Here is a 4375-nt window from a genome sequence, read left to right on the forward strand (position 1 = left end):
TGAGTGTGGTTGAGTGTGGTAACTGTCAGAGTGTTCGTTTTTGAGCACCCCATCAAAATAAAAAAACTCGATGTCAGCTTGATCGGGAACTTGTTGGATCGCTTGATTCCCTTCACCGTCATAGCGGTAGGCGCTCACCACGAGATGGTCGTCATTTTCTACCTGCATTAATTGGCTTTGGCCATTGTAAGTGTAACGTCTGCCCAGCTCGTCCTGGATCACGTTACCGCAAGCATCAAAGGCGACACTTTGCTCGCTTGGGTAAGACCCATGACTGTGGGTAATATGCGATAGGCGAATTAGATCGTCAGGTAAATAGACGTATTCAGAACGATTTGTGGAGCCATCATCAAAGGTAAGCACGATAGTGTCGATATTGTTAAGGCGATCATACGTCAATACTTTACCAACGATTTTGTTGCCATACGCATCCTCAGGCAGGTGAGCCCCATGACACTGATATTCCTTCARCCGTTTGAGTGCATCATACGTAAAATATTCCGTTAGGCTCACCGCGCCTTGTCGAAACACTTTTCTGCAACTGATCAGATTCCTGCTGTCGTAATCAGTTTCAATAGACAACTGGCTTAYCCCACCGAAAAGATAGATGCGCTCACGTTCTAGTCCACGTTCGWTGTAATAGATGTTTAATGACACCGATTGCGCCGTATTCTGGCTAAACGACCATGTCATCGTKATTGGACGACTGTAGCTATCATAAGTCACCGCAAAATCGATGGTGTGTCCATCTATGTCTTCCGTAACAGATGACAGCCGCCCAACGTCATCGTACCTCCAGTACTCGGAATGCCCGAAGAAGTCAGTGGTCTCCAGCAGTTTCCCCATCAGAGAAACCTTCTGATAAGCCGTTCGGGACGTACCGTCGTAATCTCTGGTTTGCTCGATTAAGTGGCCGCCAGGACTGTAGGTGCTGTCGACACTAATGCCATCGTGACTGGTCTGAATCACGAGGCCGGAGGCGGGGTCATAGTCAAAATTCACATCAGGGGTGGAATCTGAAAAGCGCATTTGGGTGATGGCTTTCAATGCGAGGTTAACGCTCTGCATTCTCTGGGTCCCTTCGGGTAGAGAAACGGAGACCGGCAGTGTCCCACCTTTTTCATAGGTATAATGRAGAACCGCAGAAGATTGGTATTGCGTGATCAGTCKACCAATCCCATCGTAGTGTTTTGAGCCTAATAGGTAATCGTCGGCATAGACATGCTCGGCCAAGGTTTGAGTGGGGAAATCGGCGTAGCTGACATGATGCACGACGCCTGTCGAATCGGTTTTATGGGTGATTCTGTTGAAGCTGTCATACGAAAACTCAGTGGTGTTGTTTTCAGCGTCTTGCTGGGTAAGTTTTCTTCCCAAGGTGTCATAAGTGATGGTTTCCGTTGAATAGAGGTTTCCTTGAYTATCAATGCTTCGGATCACACAATCTTCTCCAAACAGTGTTTTCCATATCTCAAGGCTCCCCAGTCCTTCGATTTTCTGCACTTGCCTAGCCGATACGCCCGCGGGTGCAGAAGGGATCGCCCCCGTCGTTGGATCATTCAGCGTATATTCTGTTCGGCCATCAGGATGGTAGGTCACTCTCACGCTATCCCAAGCGTCATATTCGAAGGTCGTCATTAACGCGAGAGCGGTGCCGTCTAGCCAATCTGTGTGTGTTTCTGATACAACAAGCCCCAGAGCGTTGTATTGATAACTGGCAACGGTACATAGTGTGCCACTGCTGCCTTCTCGACGTTTGACTTCTATCAGCCGACCTGAATTATCCGTATATTGAATCTCAATGTTGTTTTGTGAGTCCGTGATTGTGACCGCATTGTTATCTGGAGAAATCACATAACTGTATATTTTCGTTGCTTGATACTGCGTATCTTCACCCACGACCTCAGAGACGACTCGGTTAAGGACATCGTACTCAAACCTCGACCTAACCCCATCTGAATCATCAAGCTGGATAATTTCCTGAGAGACAAGGTCTTTTGTTGAGGACGTCGTTTGATTGGCGCCATCAAACCCAGTCGTGGTCACGGTGGTTTTGATACCATTTTCAAAAGCGTAATCATAATGGATTGTGGTTGTATTCGCTTTGCCCTTTACATGTTCGGTTTTACGTTTGAGATAGCTCAGTGCGTCCGACTCATCCGTGTAATATTGATAATGCTTGGTCAGACGTTCATCTGCGACCTCTTTGACAGGAAGGATGACGTTCTGCTGGTGGTCCCTCGATAGAAAACTGGCGTAAAAATAACGGACACTGCGTGTGGGTTCACCGTTGTCATGACTGGCTGGCTCTATGGTCTGTTCGACGATAAAGCGGATCATCCCGTGGTCTTCGGGCGGGCAAACGCCGGGGATGCCTTCCGGTGGTGCATAGCGCTGAATTTGTCGCGTCCCGTCAGGCGTAAGTTTTTCGATCAGGTTGCCACTGCTATCATAGGTAAGTTCAACGTTTTCTTGTCTCGAATGGCCGTCGTAGTAGAAGGTGGTGATGATCGTTTGGGGTAAGGTGTAGTTGATGGGTTGTTCATCAATATACAGTTCTTCGTCGGCAAGATAGTTGGTGATTTGCTGCTCATACAGCACATCATTATTGTATTTTGACGTCACGATCTCGCAGTGATATTTGTTAAAACGACGAATGATCTTCTTATTTTCAGTCACTTCTTCGGTTTCATAAACGTAATCGGATGGACAGAAAAACAACGTGTCTACCCCAGCTTCCCAATCGCGATTGCCGCCATACCCTAAATAGTTATGGCTGGTCGTGGCTTTATAGGCGGTTTCTGTATTGGGTTGGCCGCAACCGTGCTCTATAACGAAACGACGGACAGAAGGCATGTATTCGATGGGCGCCTTAGGTGGTAGTAGGAGGTCATTATCTGCGTAGTAAATACGCTCAATACGCCCTCCTGGATAGACAATTTCACTAATAAAATGGTAACCCGAGGGGGCATCGAATTCGTAGTCAATAACGAAGTGATTTTCCTCATCATCTGGCAGGTAAAGGTGTTTTAGGAGGTAGCCATTATTTGAACTGAATTTATCAAAGCGCATTGACTTAACGGTTTGATCGTCCACATARTAGCGTACGGTCGTTTGGGTTTCATTGTAATCGAAAACAATCGAAATATTGCCGTCATCGCGAATAGTCTCAACCACGTCACTATTTAAGAACTTGACATGTGTGTAATGCAAATTACGACCACTCGCGTCCGTCTGTTTGACCAGCAAACCGTCAGAATTGAAGTACGCTGACTKGCCGTCTTTCTGAACTAACTTATAACCGTCTTCTGTGTCAGTAAATTTGATATCGTATGTTTTTCGATATGGAAAACGATATTCTCCAGTCGAACGTTCGTACTCCACATAAAAACTCTGCCCATTCTCAAGATAAAGCTTTTCTGCAGCCTTATCATAACGACAAAKCGATAATCCCCAGCCAACTCCAAACCCAGAGTCGGTAATATTGCCACTGTTAAAAGAAATAATGGGCGATAAAATCTGCTCATTACTCAAATTGCACATAATTTCTCCGATAGGAAATTGCAATGAAAAACTGAGGGTTCTCGCATCCACTCCACTACTAATAAATTCGGACAGATTAAAGGCATTAGACTCAATTGCGTTCGTCATAATAGATCACCTTAATGTTGTTGACTCATGAACAGTTTTAGTCGAATGTGTGCCCTACGTTCTTTTGAACCACCTGCACGCCCCAACGTTAGCTAAGATAAAACGACACACAGCCCACCTGCACGCCCCAACGTTAGCTAAGATAAAACGACACACAGCCCCCAAAAAGCAACTAAATGCATATCGAGTAAATATGTATCAGGAAATTTGAATATGAGATAATGATTAACAATGATTAACAATGATTAACAATGATTAACAATCAAAAACCTCTAAAAATCAAAGCGCTCCATGGTTCGAAAGTCAATAAACAAGCCACCGTGAAATGGTACGAATCTTCCCCAGTATTCACACAACAACTCGTGTATTGAGTAATTGGATATCACCATAAAACTTCATCGGCATTATGAATCATTGACCTAGAGGGGAGATTGCGCTGCACTTGCGTGTGAATAGGAAGCTGAACACTTCGTTTATACAACCTCGTAAAGGAGCCATCCAGCTATTTAAACAAGGCGGCACGCTGTTCAAGAAATCGTTCATATTGACATAGCCTACTTTTCGCTTGGTTTCGAGATGTTGAACATACAGCCCATTGATTTCTAAAAACACATTCTGAAGATTTTCAGGTTCTGCTCGATCAACGCTGATGTAGCTCCCACCCCGATTACYACTTGTGCATAGAAATCTGTAGGCAACCCATCTTTACAGATCCGTTCATAGAAAA

General features: G+C 45.1%; 1 protein-coding gene. It reads right to left on the minus strand.

The features are described from left to right. On the minus strand, positions 1-3648 hold a 3648-nt coding region (locus L1D31_RS22365), incomplete at its 3' end, for a hypothetical protein (RefSeq protein WP_239839137.1). Positions 3649-4375: the final 727 nt, after the last annotated feature.

The sequence above is a fragment of the Vibrio sp. Isolate23 genome (assembly GCF_022398095.1).
In the GTDB taxonomy this organism is placed as follows: Bacteria; Pseudomonadota; Gammaproteobacteria; order Enterobacterales; family Vibrionaceae; genus Vibrio; species Vibrio coralliilyticus_A.